The 3,793-nt window shown below is 49.2% G+C and carries 3 protein-coding genes; all 3 read left to right on the top strand.

All coding sequences use genetic code 11. From position 1 onward, the window contains the following. The coding region (locus Q0526_RS13005; protein ID WP_298734332.1) for a VirD4-like conjugal transfer protein, CD1115 family at positions 1–829 on the top strand (829 nt) is incomplete at its 5' end. 712 nt (positions 830–1,541) lie between these two features. Continuing rightward, the gene (gene ltrA, locus Q0526_RS13000; RefSeq protein ID WP_298734329.1) at positions 1,542–3,437 is read left to right on the top strand and encodes a group II intron reverse transcriptase/maturase; all 1,896 of its coding nucleotides are present in this window, start codon (positions 1,542–1,544) and stop codon (positions 3,435–3,437) included. A 153-nt stretch (positions 3,438–3,590) separates the two neighbouring features. Then, a partial coding sequence (locus tag Q0526_RS12995) for a TraM recognition domain-containing protein (RefSeq protein WP_298734335.1) occupies positions 3,591–3,793 on the top strand: 203 nt, incomplete at its 3' end.

Raw genomic sequence — 3,793 nt, 5'->3', positions numbered from 1 at the left:
TCTGCTGAAACAGGGGTACGAAGTGCGGGTGTTCGATCTGATCAACCCCAGCGCGTCCTTCTGCTATAACCCATTCGTCTATGTGCAGGACGATAAAGACGTGCTGCAGCTCATCACCAACCTGATCCAAAACACGACGCCGTCCCATGCGCAAAGCAGCGACCCATTTTGGGAAAAATCCGAGACCGCCCTGCTGCAAGCCCTCATGCTCTACCTGCTGCACGAAGCCCCGCCAAGCGAGCAGAACTTCGGCATGGTCATGGAGATGCTTGAAAGCGCCGAGGTACGGGAGGAAGATGAAAGCTACCAGTCGCCGCTGGACGTGCTGTTCGAACGGCTCGAGGAACGGGAACCCGACAGCATTGCCGTCAAGCAATACCGCGTCTTCAAGCAAGCCGCGGGCAAAACCGCGAAGTCGATTTTGGTGAGCGTCGGCGTGCGGCTGGCGGCCTTCAACCTGCCGCAAATCAACCGGCTGACGATGACGGACGAGCTGCACCTGGACGAGCTGGGGGAGAAAAAAGTGGCGTTGTTCTGCTGCATCCCGGATTCGGACAAATCGCTTAACTATCTGGTCGGTATGGTGTACACCCAGCTCATCCAGACGCTCTATCGCCAGGCAGACCGAGTCCACAAGGGGCGGTTGCCGGTGCCCGTCCATTGCCTGATGGATGAGTTCCCGAATATTTCGTTGCCCAAGGACAGCTTTTTGTCGGCGTTGGCTACCATGCGTTCCCGCGGCATTTTCTGCTCGATCATCGTGCAGAACATCAGCCAGCTGAAAGCCATGTACAAGGGTGCGAAACGTTTCGCTATAAGTTGTGCTTAACAGGCACAGCGAAAAGCGACAATCAGAAACACTTACAATTAAGAATGAACTGATTAGAACTAAAACCTCCAAATCAGGGGCGAAAATCCCCTGCCGTGCAGAACCAATATCGACAGCAAAACTAAATTTGCATACGACATGTTAAAGTCGGAGATAGCACGCGAGATAATACTCCACTATGCGTTTGGCGTCTGTTTGCGCCAATGGTATAAAGCGTGGTAAAGTCGTAGCCTGACGGCCTAAGTGCGGAAAAGCGCATAGGGCCTACATGGAGCGGTCTTCCGAAGCCTATGGCTATACGAAGGGAAAGTTATGCAGCGTCGTAAATGGCCCCATTGAAAAATGGTGAAATTGGGTGGGTGTGTACTGTTCTTTGTTCGGTATACATGCCCGGACATGAAATAGTCCGAGGCAATATGCAACAACTGTGGTTCAACGCATATTCAGCACCCACGGCGTATGGTAACGGCCTAAGGGCTTCACAAAAGGATAGAGGTTTTGGAACGTTTGAGAATCTGCATACGGAGCGAAACAGCGCAATGAAATATGCAGATGTCAGCGGTCCCATAGTAGTCTGCGACCGGGAGAGCCGGTTACACGGGGTTGAAATACCCCATGGCGAAGGGGACCAGCCGGTTCGATTTGTAGATTTCGCAAACGAAAGATAACAACTCTCTGAAATACGAGTGACGAACCATAGGGGGAATGCCTTATGCACTTAAACGTCAATCTTTCAAGCGAAACCAGCCTAAAAGAATTACAGGATTTTCTTTACGCAAAATCACAGGAAAACAAAGCATTTACAGGATTGCTTGAAGCGGTGGCAAGCGAAATAACCATTGTGACCGCCATTCATAACATCAAGTCTAACAAAGGCAGTAAAACCGCTGGTGTAGATAAGGTGAAAATGGACAAGTACCTGCAAATGCCCAAAGATGAAGTAGTCACGCTTGTTCAAAATAACCTACAAAGGTATCTTCCAAAGCCTGCACGCCGCGTGTACATCGACAAGGGTAACGGCAAAAAGCGGCCTCTTGGAATCCCCACGATTTTAGACCGTATCATCCAAGAGTGTATCCGTATCATCATTGAGCCTATCTGTGAAGCAAGGTTTTATCCACACAGCTATGGGTTCAGGCCGTACCGGGCGCAAAAACACGCAATAGCAGACATCGTTCATACCATAAACCTGCCTGCAAAGCCGCAAAACAAGGCGGTCTTTGCGTTGGAAGGTGACATTCGCGGTTGTTTTGACAACATCAATCATCGAATCCTGCTACAGAAACTTTGGAAAATCGGAATCCACGACAAGAGGATCATTACACTCATCAGGCAAACTCTGAAAGCCGGATATGTCGAATATGACATCCTGTACCACAGTAATGTCGGAACACCTCAAGGCGGAATTATCTCGCCGCTGTTATCAAACGTATATCTAAACGATTTCGATTGGTATGTGGGCCGACAATATTGTGAACCGCACAGGGTATGCAAGCAGAAAAACAACGACATCGCCCGGTTGCGCAATCAAGGCAAAAATCAGAAATACAATTTCAGATATGCCGATGACTGGATCATCCTCACTTCCAAACGTTATGAAGCGGAGCGTATGAAAAGGGAACTCACGAAGTATTTCAGGTACAGGTTGAAACTCGAATTATCGGAGGAGAAAACAAAGATCACCGATATGCGGGAAAATGGTGCAGAATTTCTTGGCTTTGTCATACGGGCTGGAAAGCCGCGGCTGGCGGACAAGAATTCCGAAAAACACGTTGGAAAGCCATTTTCCAATATGGTGAAGTTGTCTGCAAAAGTCACGAAAGTATGCGATGAAATACATGCGATGAAACGTATGAAGCACACCAGCGACCGCGTGGCCCAAATTCAGTACATCAATTCCATGATTATGGGAATCGCGGAGTATTTCAAAATCGGGATTTGTTCCAAGGCATTTAACGCGCTCGACAATAGGATATACATAAGTTGTTACTATACTTGGAAACGTTTGTACCCCGATGCTGCTATGCGAATGAAACTTCCGCTATGCAGACTAAACAACCTTCCCCACAGGCATGAAGGTTACCAGGCAAAGACATACGCGATTGAGTACCAAAATATGTGGATTGGTATTACAAGAGCTTGTCTCACCCATTCACAGCACGCAAAATATCCGCTGAATCAGAAGATAACACCCTATACGGCGGAGGGGCGCAGTCTTTACCTCAGGCAATGCAAGCGCAACAAACGTTTGCCGCTTGACAGGCCTTCTGTCAATACCGATACCGACTTGAGAATGTCGGCGTATTCGAATTCGATTTACAACTTTGAATACTTTATGAACCGTGAATATGCTTTCAATCGTGACAAATGGAAATGCAGGTGCTGTGGCACAGATTTGAGCTATCGACAGGATAGGCACTGCCACCATGTGAACAGGCGGCTGCCGCTGGAGAAAATCAATCAAGTGTCAAACCTTGCATGGGTATGTCGGGATTGCCATCTCAAGATACACAGCAATCGTGTTCCTGTGAATGTAGACGCAAAAAGCAAACAGAAAATCCTTAAATTCCGAGACAAACTCGACAAAGCGAAATCTACAAGCGAATAACGCCCGCAAGGACGTTGTGCGTCGAAATCCGATGGAGGAAAGTAGGCGAATCGGTGGCGCGCTGGGTGCGGCGAAAGCCGCATGCCCAGCGGTAGGTGGGGGAAAACTCGGAGATGACTTCAAAAAGTTACCTATCACAACAAAGTACCTACCCTGCGCACGCCTTCGGCGGCGCAGGGGTGGTACACATACAGCTGGGAATCGCTGATCGGCCTGTGCGACGAATTTCTCTATTTGGGTGGCAACGAGCAGAGCACCCACAAATACGTCTCCGAACTGATTGGCAAAGAGACAGTGGACACTGCCAGCCACAGCCGCAGCCGGGGCCGCAGCGGCAGCTACAGCACCAGCGAGCA

It is taken from the genome of uncultured Subdoligranulum sp. (assembly GCF_937890665.1).
This window is presented reverse-complemented; position numbering and strand designations above follow the sequence as displayed.

What these genes read in the sequence shown, in the direction of transcription:
- ltrA (WP_298734329.1), top strand. Translation starts at nt 1,542, where the DNA reads ATGCACTTAAACGTCAATCTTTCAAGCGAAACCAGCCTAAAAGAATTA.